This window comes from Rhodanobacter sp. DHB23 (assembly GCF_014842975.1).
Classification (GTDB): Bacteria; Pseudomonadota; Gammaproteobacteria; order Xanthomonadales; family Rhodanobacteraceae; genus Rhodanobacter_A.
Map to the genome: position 1 here is coordinate 133646 of NZ_JACYXK010000026.1, position 17461 is coordinate 151106.

Annotated in this window: 12 protein-coding genes; 7 read left to right on the plus strand and 5 right to left on the minus strand. The window is 67.4% G+C overall.

Going from position 1 to position 17461, the window contains the following annotated elements:
• Positions 1 to 11: 11 nt before the first annotated feature.
• Together IHE47_RS09015 and IHE47_RS09020 are read right to left on the minus strand one after the other, a co-directional pair.
• Entirely contained in the window at positions 12 to 572 is a 561-nt protein-coding gene (locus IHE47_RS09015; RefSeq protein WP_192105562.1) for an ECF-type sigma factor, read from the minus strand.
• On the minus strand, positions 569 to 3313 hold the full coding sequence (locus tag IHE47_RS09020) for a serine/threonine-protein kinase (RefSeq protein WP_192105563.1): 2745 nt from the start codon (positions 3311 to 3313) through the stop codon (positions 569 to 571). Before IHE47_RS09020 ends, IHE47_RS09015 begins: the two co-directional genes overlap by 4 nt.
• A 195-nt stretch (positions 3314 to 3508) precedes the next feature.
• Here IHE47_RS09020 and IHE47_RS09025 point away from each other — a divergent pair, with 195 nt between their 5' ends.
• The 3 genes from IHE47_RS09025 to kynU all read left to right on the plus strand — a co-directional run bounded on the left by IHE47_RS09025 (position 3509) and on the right by kynU (position 6469).
• Positions 3509 to 4537 carry an amidohydrolase family protein gene (locus IHE47_RS09025; protein WP_192105564.1) on the plus strand — a complete coding sequence of 343 codons (1029 nt, stop codon included), beginning with the start codon at positions 3509 to 3511 and terminating at the stop codon, positions 4535 to 4537.
• Between the two features lie 14 nt (positions 4538 to 4551).
• Complete coding sequence (locus IHE47_RS09030; RefSeq protein ID WP_192105565.1) at positions 4552 to 5070, plus strand: hypothetical protein; 519 nt, start codon at positions 4552 to 4554, stop codon at positions 5068 to 5070.
• A gap of 121 nt (positions 5071 to 5191) precedes the next feature.
• Positions 5192 to 6469, plus strand: coding sequence for a kynureninase (gene kynU, locus IHE47_RS09035; protein WP_192105566.1), 1278 nt, complete (start codon positions 5192 to 5194; stop codon positions 6467 to 6469).
• A 497-nt stretch (positions 6470 to 6966) separates the two neighbouring features.
• On the opposite strand, the gene IHE47_RS09040 is transcribed toward kynU, so the two are convergent.
• Positions 6967 to 7377 carry a hemerythrin domain-containing protein gene (locus tag IHE47_RS09040; protein WP_192105567.1) on the minus strand — a complete coding sequence of 137 codons (411 nt, stop codon included), beginning with the start codon at positions 7375 to 7377 and terminating at the stop codon, positions 6967 to 6969.
• 158 nt (positions 7378 to 7535) lie between these two features.
• Positions 7536 to 8441, minus strand: coding sequence for a LysR substrate-binding domain-containing protein (locus tag IHE47_RS09045; protein WP_192105568.1), 906 nt, complete (start codon positions 8439 to 8441; stop codon positions 7536 to 7538).
• Between the two features lie 202 nt (positions 8442 to 8643).
• On the opposite strand from IHE47_RS09045, the gene dgcN reads away from it, so the two are divergent.
• From dgcN to IHE47_RS09065, 4 genes are all read left to right on the plus strand, one after another.
• Positions 8644 to 9684, plus strand: a complete 1041-nt coding sequence (gene dgcN, locus IHE47_RS09050; protein ID WP_192105569.1) for an N-acetyltransferase DgcN — start codon at positions 8644 to 8646, stop codon at positions 9682 to 9684.
• 57 nt (positions 9685 to 9741) lie between these two features.
• Positions 9742 to 10947, plus strand: a complete 1206-nt coding sequence (gltS, locus tag IHE47_RS09055) for a sodium/glutamate symporter (RefSeq protein ID WP_192105570.1) — start codon at positions 9742 to 9744, stop codon at positions 10945 to 10947.
• Positions 10948 to 11319: 372 nt separating this feature from the next.
• Complete coding sequence (locus IHE47_RS09060; protein ID WP_192105571.1) at positions 11320 to 14448, plus strand: TonB-dependent receptor; 3129 nt, start codon at positions 11320 to 11322, stop codon at positions 14446 to 14448.
• Positions 14449 to 15999 carry a sulfotransferase family protein gene (locus tag IHE47_RS09065; protein ID WP_192105572.1) on the plus strand — a complete coding sequence of 517 codons (1551 nt, stop codon included), beginning with the start codon at positions 14449 to 14451 and terminating at the stop codon, positions 15997 to 15999.
• Positions 16000 to 16152: 153 nt separating this feature from the next.
• Here IHE47_RS09065 and IHE47_RS09070 read toward each other — a convergent pair whose 3' ends face one another.
• Positions 16153 to 17457 (minus strand): serine hydrolase domain-containing protein, encoded by a 1305-nt coding sequence (locus tag IHE47_RS09070; protein WP_225561730.1) that lies wholly within the window; start codon positions 17455 to 17457, stop codon positions 16153 to 16155.
• Positions 17458 to 17461 lie beyond the last annotated feature (4 nt).

The window sequence follows — 17461 nt, forward strand, 5'->3', positions numbered from 1 at the left end:
CAGCCTTGGCCTTACCCGCCCAGTTCGCGCTGCAGCCAGGCCCGCGCCAGCCGCCATTCGCGTTGCACGGTGCTGGTGGAGATCTCCATCGCCATGGCGATCTGCTCCACGCTCATGCCCATGAAGAAGCGCATCGCCACGATGTCCGCCTGGCGGCGGTCCAGCGTGGCCAGCATGTCCAGGCATTCGACCAGGGCGCCGTAGTCCACGCCATCGGACAGCTCCATGGAGATTTCGGTGAGCTGCAGGCGATCCGCCTCCTGCGGCCGCTTGGCGGCGTTGCGCCGGCGCGCCGAGTCCACCAGCACCTCGCGCATCGCGCGGGCCGCCACGCCCAGCAGGTGCCGGCGATTGGCCCAGTCCGGCGGCTGCGAGCCGCCGAAGACCTTGAGGTAGGCCTCGTTGACCAGGGCCGTGGCGCTCAACGTGCGTTCCATCTGCTCGCCGCTCAATTGCGCGCGCGCGATGCCGCGCAGCGCGTCGTACATCTGGCGCAGCGCCTCGTTCAACGCCGCCGGGTCGCCAGCCTGGGCGTCATGCAGCAGGCGGGTCACCTCGACCGTTTCGTTCAATGTTCCGCTCCCCGTTCCTCGGCCGCCTTTCCGGCGCTGCCAGCCGCCGGATCGTGACACGACGGTGGCGACGAAGCGACTGCCGGTGCGGCCGTCGTCGCGCGGCAATCGCCGTTCTGTGACGACGTGCCATGCGCGCGCCCGGCAAGCTCGGCCACGATCCCGGCACCGTTGCGCGCCTGGCGCAGCCTGGCGTCCAGCAGGGTCGCCGCGGCCACGCCCGGGTCGGCGGGCGCAGCCTTGCCCGCGCGGTTGAATTCCACCAGTTGCGCCAGCCATTGCCCCGCCCGGTCGAGCCGCTGGTCGAGCAGGGCCGCCTCGCCCAGCCCGGCCAGCGTGCCGGCCCAGGCTTCGGGCATGTCGCGCGCCCCCTTCGCGCCCATCTGCGCCATGGCCGCGCCGAAGTCCCGGGTGGCCGACGCGGCGTCCCCGCGCGCCAGGTCCGCCTCGCCCAGCGCGACCAGGGCGTTGACGCGGTTCGCTTCGGCCCACGGCAACCCGGTGCCCGCGCGCAGGTCCAGTTGCGCCAGGCGGGGTTGCAGCAGGGCCGCGGCATCGGCCGTGCGCCCCATCGCCACGTACACCCTGGCCAGCTCGGTCACCGTATATAGCTCGAAATCGGGCGACACCTCCGCGAAGGACTGCGCCAGCTTCGCCGAACGCTCCAGGGCGTCGCGCGCATCCGGCAGGTCGCCGGCCTGTGCCAATGCGATGCCGAAATAGGTGAGCATCCCGGACATGCTGGGACCGACCGAACCGACCTGCCGGTCGTAGTCGGCCATGGAGCGGCGGAACAGTTGCATCGCCCCGGCGGGGTCGTGCCGCATCGACACCAGCGCCAGCACGAAGCGGTAGTAGACCAGCGCGGGATCGTCCTGTGCATACAGGCGCCGGGCCTCGCCCAGTGCCGCCTGGGCGCTGGCGATCGAGCCGGCACCGTCGCCCGTCGCGCCCTGCGCCATGGCCAGCACGGCCTGCGCCTGCAGGTGCAGCTCGCGATCCGACGACGGATCCGCGTCGAGCCGGGCGAGGATCTGGCGCGTCTCGCGCGCGACGGCCGCGGCCGGCATGCCCGGGCCGCCCAGCTCGTTGTACAGCAGGTTGATGCGCACCCGCAGGATCTCCCCCGCATGGTCGCCGGGCGCCTGCGCCAGCAATTCCAGCGCCTCGCGATCCAGCGGAACCGCCGCGGCCAGGTTGATCACCGTCGAATACGCGCGGCCCAGCGCGGCCAGTACCTGGCCCCGTTCGAGCGCGCCGGCGCCGTAGAGATTCTGCAGCTTGCGCGCCTCCCGCAGCAGCGGAATCGCCTGGCCGCCCAGTCCCAGCTGGTTGTAGGAACGCCCCATCGACAACAGCAGGCTGACCCGCACCGGCGGCGCGATGTCGTGCCGCGACATCAGGGTCGCCGCGCCGCGGTCGAGCACCTCGCGTACCGTGATGTTGCTGCCGTGCGCGTGCGTCGGGTCGGCGTTCTCGAACAGGTTCTGCAGGAAGCCGGCGATGGCCGTGGTCTTGTCGCGCTCCAGTTCCAGCCGCCGCACCTGCTGCATGCGCTGCACCGTGAAGCTGCCCAGCAGCACCAGCACCAGCACCAGCATGCCGGTGCCCACCGCATGGCGGCGCAGGTACAGCCGCGCGCGATACCAGGCCGCGCCGTGCCGGGCGCGCACCGGCCGTGCCGACAGGAAGCGCTGCAGGTCGTCGGCCAGCGCGTCCACGCCGGCATAGCGGTCGCACGGGTCGCGCCGCAACGCCTTCATCACGATGGCGTCGAGGTCCGCCGGCACCTCGCGCCGCAGCGGCGTGGCGCCGCCGGACTGGCGCAGGCGCCGGCTCGGCGGCAGCAGCTTGCCGGTGTCGATGGCCAGCGACAGGCTCACCGGGGAAACCTCCTCCTCGTCGCCGAACGGGCGCATGCCGCAGACCAGCTGGTACAGCACCACGCCCAGCGACCACACGTCGGCGCTGGTGCCCAGCGGCCGGCCGCGCAACTGCTCGGGGCTGGCATAGGCCAGCGTCAGGGTGCGCATGTCGGTACGCGTCTGCGAGGCGGCCACGCCGCCGACGTGGTCGAGCAGCCTGGCGATGCCGAAATCCAGCAGCTTCGGCTCGCCTTCGTCGGTTACCAGGATGTTGCCCGGCTTGAGGTCGCGATGGATCACCAGGCGCTGGTGCGCGTAGTGCACCGCCGAGCACACCTTGAGGAACAGCGCCACCCGCTCGCGCAACGGCAACTGCCGGTGTTCGCACCAGCGGTCGATGCGTTCGCCCTGCACGTATTCCAGCGCCAGGAACGAACGGCCGTCGCTGGTGGTGCCGCCGTCGATCAGGTGCGCGATGTTGGGATGGTTGAGCGTGGCGAGGATGCGGCGCTCCTCCGCGAAACGCTTCAGCGGCTCGCGCCCGGGCACGCCCTTGGTGTGCAGGAACTTGATCGCCACCTGCTGGCGCAGCTCGTCCGGGGTGCCCTCGCCCAGCGCGCGCTCGGCCAGATACACCACGCCGCCGCCGCCCTCGCCCAGTTGGCGCAGGATGCGGTAGCCGCTGCTGCTGGCGGCGGTATTGACCGTGGAACCGACCACCGCCGATTCCACGACCAGCCGCGGCAGGGTGGTGCCCACGGTCGCCTCGGCGGCCTCCAGCATCCAGCGCACCTCGTTGCGCAGGAACTCGTCGTCGCCGCAATTCGCGGCGACGTAGCGCTCACGCTCCGCTTCGACCAGATCCAGCGCCGCCAAGGCGATCGGTTTCGCGCGTAGGTAGCGTGTTCGGCATTCCTCGTTCACGGCTCCCCCTGTGATCCCCGGGCGCATTTTCCGTGATGCGCCTCACAGAACGGGAATTATAGGCCTCCCCGAAACCGGCGCGCATGTGCCGCCCGCGATGTGCGGCCGCCGCACGACGCCCATGCCCCCAGGCTCTAGACTTGGCGGATGCTCAAGATCGATACCCATGCTCACATCCTGCCCAAGGACTGGCCCAACCTCGCCGCCAGGTTCGGCGACGAGCGCTTCCCGGTGATGACCCATACCGATGGCCGCCACCGCATCTACAAGGACGGCAAGTTCTTCCGCGAGGTGTGGGATTCGGCCTTCGACGCGCAGATGCGCATCGCCGACTACGCCCGCTTCGGCGTGGACGTGCAGGTGATCTCCACCGTGCCGGTGCTGTTCTCGTACTGGGCGCCGGGATATCAGGCGCTGGAGCTGCACCGGCACCTCAACGACCACATGGCCGGCATGTGCCGCGACCACCCGCGCCACTACGCCGGCATCGGCACCGTGCCGCTGCAGGCGCCCGAGCTCGCCGTGCGCGAGCTGGAGCGCTGCATCGACGAACTCGGCCTGCAGGGCGTGCAGATCGGCTCGCACTGCAACGACTGGAACCTCGACGCGCCGGAGCTGTTCCCGTTCTTCGAGGCCGCCGCCGACCTCGGCGCCGCGGTGCTGGTGCACCCCTGGGACATGATGGGCATGGCCAGCATGCCCAAGTACTGGCTGCCGTGGCTGGTGGGCATGCCTGCCGAGCAGGCGCGCGCCGCCTGCTGCCTCGCCTTCGGCGGCGTGCTGGAGCGCCTGCCGAAGCTGCGCGTGATGCTGGCCCACGGCGGCGGCAGCTTCCCGTGGACGATCGGCCGCATCGAGCACGGCTTCAAGATGCGCCCCGACCTGGTGGCCACCGACAACCCGCGCAACCCGCGCGAATACCTCGGCCGCTTCTACTACGACTCCTGCGTGCACGACGACCAGGCGCTGCGCTGGTTGCTGGATGTGACGGGCGTCCGTCAGGTGATGCTGGGCACCGACTATCCTTTCCCGCTGGGCGAACAGGCGCCCGGCGAAAGCATCGAGGCCCTGGGGCTGGGCGATGCCGACCGTGCCCGCCTGTTCCATGGCACCGCGCTGGAATGGCTGGGCCTGCCCATGCACCGCTTCGCACCCGACACCACCGCCTGCTCATGACACTAGGACCCCGCATGGATTTTCCGCGTACCGCCCTTGCCGCCGTCGTACTCGCGATCGGCCTGCTCGCCGCCACGCCGGCACCGGCCGCCGACGTCAGCATGGCCAACGGCAGCGTGAGCTTCAGCACGCCGGATGGATGGATGGAAATCCTCGAGAAGGACGGCGACCCGGAGGTGCGTGCATTCGAGGTGCCCGACCCCTCGCCCACCGGCCAGATCGTGCTGGCGCGCGTCACGGTGACGGTGACGCAGGTGGCCGACCTCGACGCATTCCGCGCCTATCAGAGCCAGGCCGCCGCCAGGGCAACGACGCTGACGGGCTACAGGGCCGGCGCCGGCTCCGACCCGGGCGACCTCAGCTACACCGCGCAGGAATCCGGCGTCGCCTCCAGCTACCACGAGCGCTACTGGTTCAAGGGCAGCTACGCGATCCAGCTGCGCTGCGTGCGTCCGCAGCAGAGCCAGGCCGGCGCGGCATGGATCACCGCGTTCGACCGCGGCTGCGCGGCGATCGCCGCGCGGTTGCAATGACATAAACCATGTAGGAGCGCACCCTGTGCGCGAATGCTTTTGGCTCTGATCGAAGCATCAGGGCATTCGCGCACAGGGTGCGCTCCTACACGCACAGCATGCGTCCATGCAGGCCCTTCCGATGACCGATTACCAAGCCAGCGCCGAGTGGGCGCAAGCCGCCGATGCCGCCGACCCGCTGCGCGCGTTCCGCGACGAATTCCTGATACCGCCGCACGACGGCCGCGACAGCGCGTATTTCTGCGGCAATTCGCTGGGCTTGCAGCCGCGCGCCGTGCGCGCCGCGCTCGCCGCCGAGCTGGACGACTGGGCGCAACTTGCCGTGGAAGGCCACTTCAAGGGTCGCCTGCCGTGGATGGACTACCACGAATTCGTGCGCGACCACCTCGCCGAAGTGGTCGGCGCGCTGCCGTCCGAAGTGGTGGCGATGAACACGCTGGGCGTGAACCTGCACCTGATGATGGTGAGCTTCTACCGCCCCACCGCCGAGCGCCCCGCGATCCTGATGGAGGCCGGCGCCTTCCCCACCGACCGCTACGCGCTGGAATCGCAGGTCCGCTTCCACGGCTTCGACCCGGCCACCGCGCTGATCGAACTGGAGGCCGACGAGCCGAACGGCACGCTGTCGATGGCGGCGATCGAACGCGCGCTGGCCGAGTACGGCCCGCGTATCGCGCTGGTGATGCTGCCCGGCGTGCAATACCGCACCGGGCAGGCCTTCGACCTCAAGGCGATCACCGAACTCGGCCACCGGCATGGCTGCGTGGTGGGCTTCGACCTCGCGCACGCCGTGGGCAACCTGCCGATCCGGCTGCACGACAGCGGCGCCGACTTCGCGATCTGGTGCAGCTACAAGTACATGAACGCCGGCCCCGGCGCGGTCGGCGGCGCCTTCGTGCACGAGCGCCATGCGCACGCCGCGCTGCCGCGCTTCGCCGGCTGGTGGGGCCACGACAAGACCACGCGCTTCCGCATGGGTCCCGAGTTCGTGCCCACCCCCGGCGCGGACGGCTGGCAGCTCAGCAACCCGCCCATCCTCGCGCTGGCGCCGCTGCGCACATCGCTGGAAATCTTCCATCGCGCCGGCATGGCGCGGCTGCGCGAGAAGTCGCTCAAGCTCACCGGCTACCTGGAATGGCTGGTCAACACGCAGCTCGCCGACGTGCTGGACGTGCTGACGCCCGCCGATCCTGCGCGCCGCGGCGCACAGCTTTCCCTGCGCGTGCACGGCGGCCGCGAACGCGGCCGCGCCCTGTTCGAGCACCTCATGGAGCACGGCGTGACCGGCGACTGGCGCGAGCCCGACGTCATCCGCATCTCGCCCGCGCCGCTGTACAACCGTTTCGCGGATTGCCTGACGTTCGCGGAAACGGTGCGCGACTGGCATCAAGCGGGCTGATGCTCCATCACATCGGCGCCCTACGGGTTTAATCAAGCAAAAGGATCACTCCGGGGACAGCCATGGGAGGGAAGATCACCGTCGAGAACATCCGCTTCGGCATCGTTTCATTCGTGCTGCTGGTAACCCACGCATCCCCTATCTGACCCGCGAATACTCCCATTCACTTACGGCATGGAGCCTGGGCTGGATGGGCAAGCCGTTCGGGATCGACTACGGACACCCTGCGCTCTACAACTTCCTCTTCTTCGACGACGTCGGCGACTCCGCTACTACGGCTCTTATCAGCCTGGTCAGGCTGGTCGCGCGCAGGCCACGACGGAGCGTGCCGCCTGACGCGCGCCGCCGCGGAAACTTCGCCCAAACCCGTGCGCCGACAGGTATGCGCAATGCAGGGGCGCGTCGGCATATCGCCCAAGAAATTGCCCGCTCGGCGGACCGCGCGCAGCCTCGCGGCAAGCGGCCATCCAGCAGGCCACCAAGCCGGCCGGACGTGCCTACAAGCGCTCCGCCAACGGATACAGTTCCCTGTTCTCCCGTTGCACGCGCTGGTGCAGCGCCTTGAAGACTTCGTTGGCATCGTCCCTGAAACCCTGTGGGTCCGCGGCGATCTTGGTGGCCAAGCCCCAACGCGTGGAGAACGCCATGTAGGCGGCGGCCAATCCGCCCATCTCTTCCTGGAATCGCTGCCCGGTTTGCGCAATCGCCGGATCGGCCGCCCTCATCAGGGCCGGGTAGAGCATCCGGTCTTCCGCAGCGAGGTGCAGCTTGATCGCGGAACTCATTGCCGACAGTTGCCGGTGTATCGCCTCGGCGTGCTCCTTGCACCCCTGCTGTACCAGCTCACGCAGGAGCGTCACGGCTGCGAGCAGATCCACGTGCTCCTTCTTGAACCTTTCGATATCCACGTTGCGTTTCTCCGTTGGCCACGTAAGGCTTACCGCCATGGGTATCGGCGGCCATGCCGCCCTCCTTGATGGTCCAAATGACTGCTCGAAGCCGTCTGCGCAGGCTCAACATCACAATCGCCGCCTTGGCCCCTGCCCGGGAGATTTGGAGCAAGATCCTACGCTCCGGCGTTCGCCAGCAACCCTTGCGCCAACTCGCGCACGTAGTCGAGGAAGCGCGTCTGCACGCCGTTCAACGGGCTGTCCGGGCGGTAGACGGCGCGCAGCGTGACATCGAGCTGCAGCTTCAGCGGACGCATCTGCAGGGGTTCCCTGCTGCATCGCGCGGTGAAGGGGTCCACCAGCGCCAGGCCGCCGCCGCGCGCGACCAGCGAGCATGCCAGTTGGTAGGTCTGTACCCAGACGTGCGCGCGCGGCGCGGGATCGACCTTGGCGAGATGGCCCTGCAGCATGTTGCCCATCGCATCCTGCACCGTGATGCCGATCATCGGCTGGCCGGCCAGCGCTGCGATCGGCAACGGCCTGGCGAGGTCGCGGTCAGGCCACCAGCCCGGCGGCGCGATCACCATGATGTTGCCGCCGCACAGCGGCTGCTGGACCAGGCCGTGGTGACTCATGTCCTGCAGGGTGAGGCCGATGTCGCTCTCGCGCAGCATCAGCGACTCGCACATCGGCGCCGAGTGCTGGGTGAACAGCTCGACGCTGGTGTCGGGATAGACCTTGCCCAGCCGCGCGATCACGTCGGGCACCAGGGTCTGCGCCAGCGTGGGCGTGCAGGTGACGCGCAACGGATGGCTCTCGGGCCGCGTGATGTTCGCCGACAGGCGCTGCAGGTCGTACATCTCGCGCATGATGCGGTCGATGTGGTGGCGCATCAGCAGCGCCTGCTGGGTGGGCTGCAGGCGGCCGCGCACGCGACCGAACAGGGGAAAGCCCAGGTGGTTTTCCGCCTGCTGCAGGGCCTTGCTCGCGGCGGGCTGCGAGATGTTCAGGAGGTTCGCCGCGCCGGTCAGGCTGCCGGTGCTCAATACGGCATGGAACAACTCGATGTAGCGCAGTCGCATCTCACTCCCCCGGCCTTCGGCATGCGCATCCGAGTGCAACACATTACGTTTTTGCAGGCAAACTCCGCACCTGGATCGTCCACCGCCCACAACCGCCGGTTATGCCCTCTGCCAGTCTTTTCATTGGCGACCCGTATTCGCCGCTGACTATGCTCGGCACGCTGTGCGAGGCGATAGCGCAACCCAAGGAGCCCGTGTCCCCATGTCGAACCAAGGTGCAGAAACCGCAGTCCGCTGGGGCCCGCCGTACCTGCTGTACCTGGGCAGCGCGGTCGACGACCTGTCGATCAAGACCGCGCGCGGCCTGGCGTTCTGGCGGGCGGAGCATTGCCTCGGCCAGCATCGCCGCCCCGATTGCGCGGTGACGCTGGGCCTTCCCGAACTCGGCTTCGCGCAGGCAAAGGCGCAAGGCGCCGGCACCATGGTGATCGGTGCGGCGAACGCGGGCGGCGTGATGGGCCCGGAGATCGTCGCCGATGCCGTGGCCGCGCTGGACGCCGGGCTCAACGTGGTCTCCGGCCTGCACCACAAGCTGCGCGACAACGCCGACATCGTGGCCGCAGCGCAACGCAACGGCCGCGCACTGTTCGACGCGCGCGCGCCAGGCCATGACGTCCCGGTCGGCAACGGCAAACCGCGCGCCGGCCGGCGCCTGCTCACGGTGGGCACGGACTGCTCGGTCGGCAAGATGTACACCACGCTGGCACTGGAGCGCGCGCTGCGCGCGCGCGGCCAGGCGGCGGATTTCCGCGCCACCGGGCAGACCGGCATCCTGATCGCCGGCGCGGGCATACCGGTGGACGCGGTGGTGGCGGACTTCATCTCCGGCGCCGCCGAGGCGATCTCGCCCGCGCGCGACGACGGTGGCTGGGACCTGATCGAAGGCCAGGGCTCGCTGTTCCATCCCTCCTTCGCCGGCGTGTCGCTCGGCCTGCTGCACGGCTCGCAACCCGACGCCCTCGTGCTCTGCCACGAGCCCACGCGCCGGCACATGCGCGGGCTGCCGCACTACCCGATCCCGGAGCTGGTGGCCTGCATGGAGGCGAACCTCGCCGCCGCGCGCCTGACCAACCCCGCGGTGCGCCCCGTCGGCATCGCGTTGAACACCTCGAAGATGCCGGCGCACGAGGCGCAGGCCGCCTGCGAGAAAGTCGGCGCACTGTTCGGGCTGCCCTGCCAGGACCCGGTCACCATGGGCGTCGAAGCCATCGTGGACAACCTCGTCGCATGCTTCCCGGGTTGAACATCCGGCATCGTGGTTCCTTGCCGGCATGAATGGCGCCGCCTGGAGCGACTGCACGTGCTGACGTTCGATCCGATCCAGACCCTGGCCTGCGGCGGCCTGTTCCTGCTGGTCGGCTACCTGATCCGGCGGCGCGTGCCGCTGCTGATGCGCTTCAGCATTCCCGCGCCGGTGATCGGCGGCCTGCTGGTGGCGCTGTCCATGCTCGCCTGCAAGCACTGGGGCGTCACGCCGCTGCGCTTCGACACCGCGTGGCAGCAGCCGCTGATGATCGCGTTCTTCACCGGCATCGGCTTCAACGCCAGCGCGACCCTGCTCAAGGTCGGCGGCCGCCAGATCCTGCTGTTCCTCGCCCTGGCCAGCGTACTGGCGATCGTGCAGAACTTCCTCGGCATCGCCATGGCCAGGGCCTTCGGCCTGCCGCCGCTGTTCGGCGTGGTCACCGGCTCGGTCACGCTCGCGGGCGGGCCCGCCACCGGCCTGGCTTTCGCGCCGCTGTTCGAGAAGGCAGGCGTACACGGCGCGCAAAGCGTGGCGCTGGCCAACGCGATGGCCGGCATCGTGCTCGGCTCCATTTTCGGCTCGCCGATCGCGGTGATGCTGATCAGGCGCTTCAACCTGCGCGTGGCCGATGCCACCGCCGATGCCGGCGTGGATGTACCAGCCGTGGTCGCTGCGGCGGAACCCGGGCGCACGGTCGATCCCACCTATGCGGGACTCAAGAGCCTGGTGTTCATGCTGCTGGCGATGGGCATCGGCGCGTGGATCAGCGGCGGCCTGGGCCGCCTCGGCGTGACGCTGCCCAGCTACATCGGCGCGATGTTGGCCGGTGCGGCCATCCGCAACATCGACGACTGGCTGGGCTGCTTCGGCCTGTCGACGCGTGGCATGGAGCTGATCGGCAACACCGCGTTGTCATTGTTCCTGGTCGTGGCGCTGATGAACCTGCACCTGTGGGATTTGGCCGGACTGGCGTTGCCGCTGCTGGCGAACCTCGCGGTGCAGTCGATCCTGGTGCTCGCGTTCTGCTGCTGGCCGCTGCTGCAGCTGATGGGGCGCGACTACGACGCCGCCGTGATGGCCAGCGGCTTCACCGGCTTCATGCTGGGCACCACCGCGAATGCCGTGGCTTGCATGAGTTCGTTGACCGAGCGTTATGGACCGGCGCCGCGTGCTTTCCTGGTGGCACCGGTGGTGGGCGCATTCCTGATCGACTTCACCAACGCGATCATCATCACGGGGTTCGTCAACAGCTGGCACTGATTGCCGCGCCGGTCGAAATCGCCACGTTTGCCTGCCGACTCAGCAAGCGCCGCGACGCCCGCCGGCACGGGCCGCGTGCATGCCTTGGCCGCGTCCGTGCGGGACACGAAACGATGCGCATAGCCCGTAGTTATGGCGTGCACACGTCTTTTCATTGGCGGCCATCGCGCAGCACGAACTACGCTCGGTCGGCACTGTGGGCATGGAGGGTGTCTGCTCGATGCGCATCGTTGACCGACGCATGGCGAGGGGACGCCGGCGCCGCAACATGCCGCGATGCCGCCACGCGTCCCGGCATCTCCACGCCCGCGTTCGAGCTGCCTGCGGATCCCGTTCGCCATATCCGGCATATCACCTCAGTGGAGTGGATACATGAAGGGCAAATTCCTGTGCACGTTGCATCGTCACAACGGCCTTCAGCGCAAGGCACTGCCTCTCGCCATCGGCCTGATCGCCTGCGGCGCCGCGGGCACGGCGTGGGCGCAAGCCACCAACGGCACGATCTACGGCACGGTACCGGTGGCGCCCGACGAAACCGTGCAGATCACCAGCAGCGGCGGCTTCAATCGCAGCGTGCCGGTGGGAGCATCCGGCAAGTATTCGATCACCCTGCCCGTGGGCAGTTACACGGTGTCACTGCTGCAAAACGGGCAAGTCGTGCAGAGCCGCAGCAACGTCTCGCCGGTGGCAGCGGGTGCGGTGGCGGTGGATTTCACAACCGCCAGCGCGGCAAACGCGACCAACCTCGACTCGATCCACGTCACCGCCAATACCATCCCGCCGATCGACGTGACCACCACCAACCAGGTCACCACGATCACCGCGCAACAGTTGCAGGAATTGCCGCTGGGCCGCACCGCCGAGGACATCGCGATGCTGGCACCGGGCGTCGGCATGGGTTCGCCCAATCTGGCCAGCGGCCCGCTGGGCAACACCATCAACGTGTTCGGCGGCGCATCGACGGCGGAGAACGCCTACTACGTCGATGGCATGAACACCACCGATGCGCTCGCCGGACAAGGCGGCGTCGCCCTGCCCTACGGTACGATCGAACAGCAGCAGACCTTCATCAGCGGCTACGGCGCCGAATACGGCCGTTCCATCGGCGGCGTGATCAACCAGATCGGCAAGAGCGGCACCAACGACTGGCACTTCGGCGTGCGCGCGCAATGGGAACCCGCCAGCCTGCGCAGCGATGACGTCAATTACACCTGGGCCAACCCGCGCTGGACCCAGCCGGGGCAACAGTTCGGCCAGATCGAGGATTACAACCGCGACGACCGCTATCTGGAAACGATCTACGACGCCTACGCCAGCGGCCCCATCATCAAGGACAAGCTGTTCTTCTTCGCCAGCATCGAGAAGGACGACGCGACTGGCAGCAACACCGGGCGTTACGAAAACCCCTACACCTACGACTACACCACCCACAGCCCCAAGCTGTACGCCAAGATCACCTGGAACATCAACGACAGCAATGTGCTGAACGTGAGCGCGCTGCAGAACTCCTACAAGATCTGGCAGTCGGTGTATGACTTCGATTACGGCACGTTGCAGAAGGGGGATTTCGACGGCCTCGGCCAGACCGCCAAGACCAGCTTCACGATGTGGGTGGCGAATTACACCTCCTACCTCACCGACAACCTGACCTTCAACGCCATGCTGGGCAAGACGCGCGGCGAATACTGGACCCAGCAACCGGCCTACGCCGGCTACAACCCCGCGTTGCCGTACATCGCCAGCGCCAGCCTGCAGAATCCGGCGTTCCTGCCGCCCGGCGACACGCTGGGCATACGCAATGCGCAAAACAACTCGGCAATGCCGAATTCCGGGCATACCGTCGATGCCACCAACTATCGCCTGAGCCTCGACTGGAAGCTGGGCGACCACGACCTCAAGGCCGGCATCGACAACATCAACACCTACGACATCGACGACGGCTACTCGACCACGGGACCGGGCTACTTCTGGGCCTATGGCCTATCCAACCCCAACCTGCCGCTCGTGGGTTCCAACCCCGATGTCGCGCCCTATGTGGCACCGCCCGGCACGAACGCCGCCGGTACGGATGGCTATTACGTGGCGAAGATGATCAACCAGGAAGCCGCCAACGTGCGCGTCACGCAGCGCGCGCAATACATCGAGGACAACTGGCAGATCGCCTCGAACCTGTTGCTCAACCTCGGCATACGCAACGATCAGTTCACCAACTACAACTCGGCGGGCATCCCCTTCATCCGGCTGACCAAGCCGCAATGGGCGCCGCGCCTCGGCTTCAGCTGGGACGTGCACGGCGATGCCTCGCTCAAGGTGTTCGGCAACGCGGGCCGCTACTTCCTCGCACTGCCGTCCGCGGTGGGCGCGGATGTGTCGGCACCCACGCTGAAAACCGGCATCTACGGCACCTACACGGGTGTCGATCCGACTACCGGCATACCCACCGGCTTCACGCCGCTGCCGCAGAACCCCGCGACGGGCGTGTCGCTCTACAACCAATACGGCGAAGCCGCCGATCCGCGCACGGTCGCCTCGCAGAACATCAAGGCCGAGTACTCGGACAACTACGTGCTTGGCCTGCAACAGCAGTTCCACATGCTGGGCACGAGCTGGGTGTTCACCGCCACCGGCACGTGGCAGAAGATGAACCGCATCATCGACGACTTCGACGACATCCAGGCCGAGTGCGCGGCGGGCCTGTCGCAGGGCTACTCGTGGCTGACTCCGGAAAACTGCGGCGACTATGCGACCGGCCTGCTGCTGCTCAATCCGGGATCGACCAGCGACATCCTGATGCCCGGTCCGGACGGCCAGTTGCACAAGGTCGTACTCACGGGGAGAGACCAGGGCTTCACGATGGGGCCGAAGCGCCGCTACTACTCGCTTGACCTCTCGCTGGAGCATGTGTGGGACGGCAAGTGGTTCGCCAAGATCGACTACGTGTTCGCGCGCAACTGGGGCAACGACGAAGGCCCGGTGGAAACGCAGACCGGCACCAGCGGCGCATCCTACGTGTCGCACACCACGGCGTGGGATTTCCCGCAGTTGATGGAGTACTCGAACGGCCTGCTACCCAACGACCGCAGGCACCAGATCAAGATCTACGGCGCCTATGCCCTCACCCCGGAATGGAAGATCGCCGGCAACATCTACATCGCCTCCGGCGTGCCGAACATCTGCCAGGGCTATTACGGCCCCGGCGAAAGCGATCCACTGGGCTACGGCTCGGACTACCACTGGTGCGGCGGCGTGCCCTCGCCCATCGGCTCCAACGGCTTCATGCCGTGGGTGCACCTCTACAACTTCAATCTGGATTACAAGCCGAAGTGGGCCGGCGGCAAACTCGACTTCGGCCTTGCCGTGTTCAACGTGTTCAACAAGCAGACGCCGCTGTTCAAGGACGACCGGTACGGCTCGACGCTCTATCCGAACAACGACTACAACGAGGTCCAGGCCACCGAATCGCCACGCATGTTCCGGTTTACCGTGGCTTATGATTTCTGAATGACGGCACGCCTGCTGGCAAAAGCACGACAGGAATGGGCGCAACGGCAGTTCGACGCTGCCGAGCGTTCCATCGCCGCCGCACTGGCCCTGGCACCCGAAGATGCGGAAGCCACCCGCATGCTGGGCACGGCGGTGCAGCGGCGCGGCGACCACGCCAAGGCTGCCGAATGCTTCAAGCGTGTGCTGGCGACATGGCCCGCCGACCCGGCCCTGCGCATCGGGCTGGGCATCGCCTTGTTCGAGCAGGGCGAGACGGATGAAGCCATCACGCATCTGCGGTACGCCTGCGAACTCGCGCCGGCTTCCGCGCAGGCGTGGTTCAACCTCGGCGAAGCGTTGCAGCGCCAGGCCTGCACGACGAAAGCAATCGCCCCCTTGCGGCGCGCCATCGAACTCGATCCCGCGCATCTTTCCGCACGACTGTCGCTGGCCAAGGCGCAGGCCAGCCTGGGGCAAGTCGATGCCGCAGTAGCCGGGTTCCGCGACGTGCTGCGCTGCGCGCCGTTCAACGCCGAGGCATGGCACGGGTTGTCGCTCAACGCTTCGCACTTCGACGCCGCCGATGTGACATGCCTGCAACGCGCCTGCGCACGCACGGACGTGCCGGCAAATGATCGTGACCTGCTCAGCTTCGCGCTCGCGAAGGCACTGGAAAGCCGGGGCGATTACGCACAAGCCTTCGATCTGTTCCGGCGGGTCAACGAATCGCGTCGCACGCGGATGAAGTGGGACGCCGCGGGCGAACGCCGTCACGTCGATGCCATCCGGCGCGCATTCGCTGGCGACATGCCATCACCGCTGAACACCGGGCTTGGCCGCGAAGTCATCTTCATCGTCAGCATGCCGCGCTCCGGCTCGACGCTGGTGGAACACATCCTCGCCTCGCATCCGCAGATCGAGGGCGCGAACGAGATCAAGGATCTGCGGCAGGTGATCGAGGCAGAGACGCGGCGCCACGGCACGGCGTTTCCGCAGTGGGTGCCACTCGCGACGGCAGGCGATTGGCAACGCCTCGGCCACGACTACCTTGCGCGCACCTCGCGCTGGCGTCAGACCAAACCACGTTTCACCGACAAGAACCTGCTGAACTGGCGGCTCGTAGGCGCGGCCCTGGCGATGCTGCCGGCAGCGCGCGTGATCGTGGTGCGACGCGATCCGGTGGAAACCTGCCTGGCGTGCTATCGCCAATGCTTCACCGAGGAAATCGGCTTCGCCAGCGACCTCGACGAAGCCGCCGACTACTGCATCGACTTCCTGTGCCTGACGCGCTTCTGGCTGGATCACCATCCCGGCCGTGTGATCGACCTCCCCTACGAATCGCTGGTGGCCGAACCGGAGCCGGCGATCCGCCGCCTGCTGGATTTCTGCGACCTGCCCTTCGATTCCGCCTGCCTCGATTTCCACCGGACGAAACGCGCCGTGCTGACACCCAGTGCCGCGCAAGTGCGACAGCCCTTGCGCCGCGACACCGCACGCAGTGCGCACTACAGCGACAAGCTGGATCGTTTGCGCCAGCGTTTGCGTGAGGCGGGCATATCGGCGGCTTGAGGATTTCTCGACCGTTCGCCTGGAGCGCAGGCCTGCAGGACCGAAGTCGAAGGGCAGCCATGCAAGACGTTTCGACTTCGCCTGCTGTCGCAAGCCACGCCCAGCGCGGACGATGCCGTGGCAGCGTGTCGATAAAACGAGCCGCGGCAATACTTACTTGCCGCGCGCCAACTTTTCTTCCACACCACTGAAAGCCGAACGTCCACCAACACGCTTCTCCGGCATGCCCGTGGCAATCCACACCACGCCAATACCATGTTCGCGATCCAGCCACACGCCCGCCTGCAAGCCGTAGGCGGTGCCGGAGTGGCCGACGCGGGCCACGCCGTCGCCGAACGGGTCGTCGCGGCAGCCATCGACTTGGGTGGCCAGAATCTGCAGGCCCATGCCCCAGTGGCAGAAGAAGCTGCCTTGGTGATCGGCGTCGTCCCATTCGTAGGTCAGGCCGTTGTGGCCGTTGTATTCCCAGGTCGGTGTTGCCATCGCCTGCACGGAGGCGGGCTTCAGCAGTTGCATGCCGTCGAGCGTGCCGTCGTTGAGCAACAGCATGCCGATGCGTGCGAGTCCGATGCCTGAAATGCGCAAGCCGCCCTGCGGCCCGAACAACGCGCCGTTTTCGCCCGGACGATAGACGGCCAAATCACAACTTCCGTCGCGCGCGGGCCTGACCGGGCAAGCCGGCCTGTGGCCGTGGTTATCGTCCATCACCGGCTTGCCGTTGCCGTCGTACAGCACGATGACGCGCGCGGCAATCGCATCGTCGCAGGTGGCAAAACCGAAGCAGGCATCGATGCCCAACGGCTTCAGCAACAGTTGCTGCACCAGACGATCGAAGCGCTCACCGGTGACGCGCTCCATCACCTGCGCCACCACCGGATAGTTGAGGTTGGTGTAGCGAAAATACGTGCCAGGCGCGTGTCTGGCGTCCCATGCGTGCGGGTTGTCGAGGATGTCGCGCAACGGCTCGCCCAGCGGCGTCTGCCAGTAACCGGCTTCGTCGGTAAGGCTGGAGCGGTGCGACATCAGCAGGCGCAATGTGATCGGAACATCTGGAAAAGTCGGGTTGCGCAATTTCCAGCCAAGGTAGCTGGAAACATCCGCATCCAGATCCAGCTTGCCGGCCTCGACTAGACGCATCACGCCGATGGCGGTAACCATCTTGGAGATCGAGGCGATGCGCACCGGGTCGTCCGCCGTGACCTTGCGCACGATGGCCTTGTCGGCAAAGCCCTCGGTCTGGACGGAGGTGATGCCCTGGCGATCGAAGGCGACGCGCACGGTGGCCACGGGGCCGTCCGCATGGGCGAGGCCAGCCATGAGGAACAGGCACGGCAAGCAACTGGCCAACAGCACTCGCGCGGTTTTCATGGCTACGCCCCTGTCGAAGCAAACGGGAAAGTCCGGACAGATGTTTTTGCCCGTCGTCCCGGCGAAAGCCGGGATGACGGGCAGAATCAAAGTC